General features: G+C 68.5%; 1 protein-coding gene. It reads left to right on the top strand.

Annotated features, from left to right (window positions below):
• Positions 1-308: hypothetical protein (locus tag ACLJNW_RS24190; protein ID WP_410961216.1), on the top strand; the 308-nt coding region annotated here is incomplete at both ends.

The following is a 308-nucleotide window of genomic DNA, read 5'->3' as shown; positions in this document are numbered from 1 at the left end:
CCGCCGACGACGCCATCGGCAAGACCGCCACCGAGCTGGGCATCTGGGCACTCCCCGGCCTGGGCCCGCAGGTCCTGGAAAAGCTCGGCCACGGCAACCTGACCAACCTCGAGGTGCCCCTGCGGCGCCGCAATGGCAGTACCTTCAGCGCGCTGCTCAGCGCCCAGCACGTGGCCCTCGACCAGACCCCGGCGCTGGTGGTGGTGATCCGCGACATCACCCACCTGGTGGAGACCCAGGAACTGCTGCGGATCTCCGAGGAGAAGTTCGCCAACGCCTTCCATGCCTACCCCGACGGTCTGCTGATC

This window comes from Salmonella sp. SAL4457, from assembly GCF_046548235.1.
Taxonomy (GTDB): Bacteria; Pseudomonadota; Gammaproteobacteria; order Enterobacterales; family Enterobacteriaceae; genus Salmonella; species Salmonella enterica.
The sequence above is the reverse complement of the archived record's forward strand: the minus strand, read 5'-3'. Positions and strand labels throughout refer to the sequence as shown.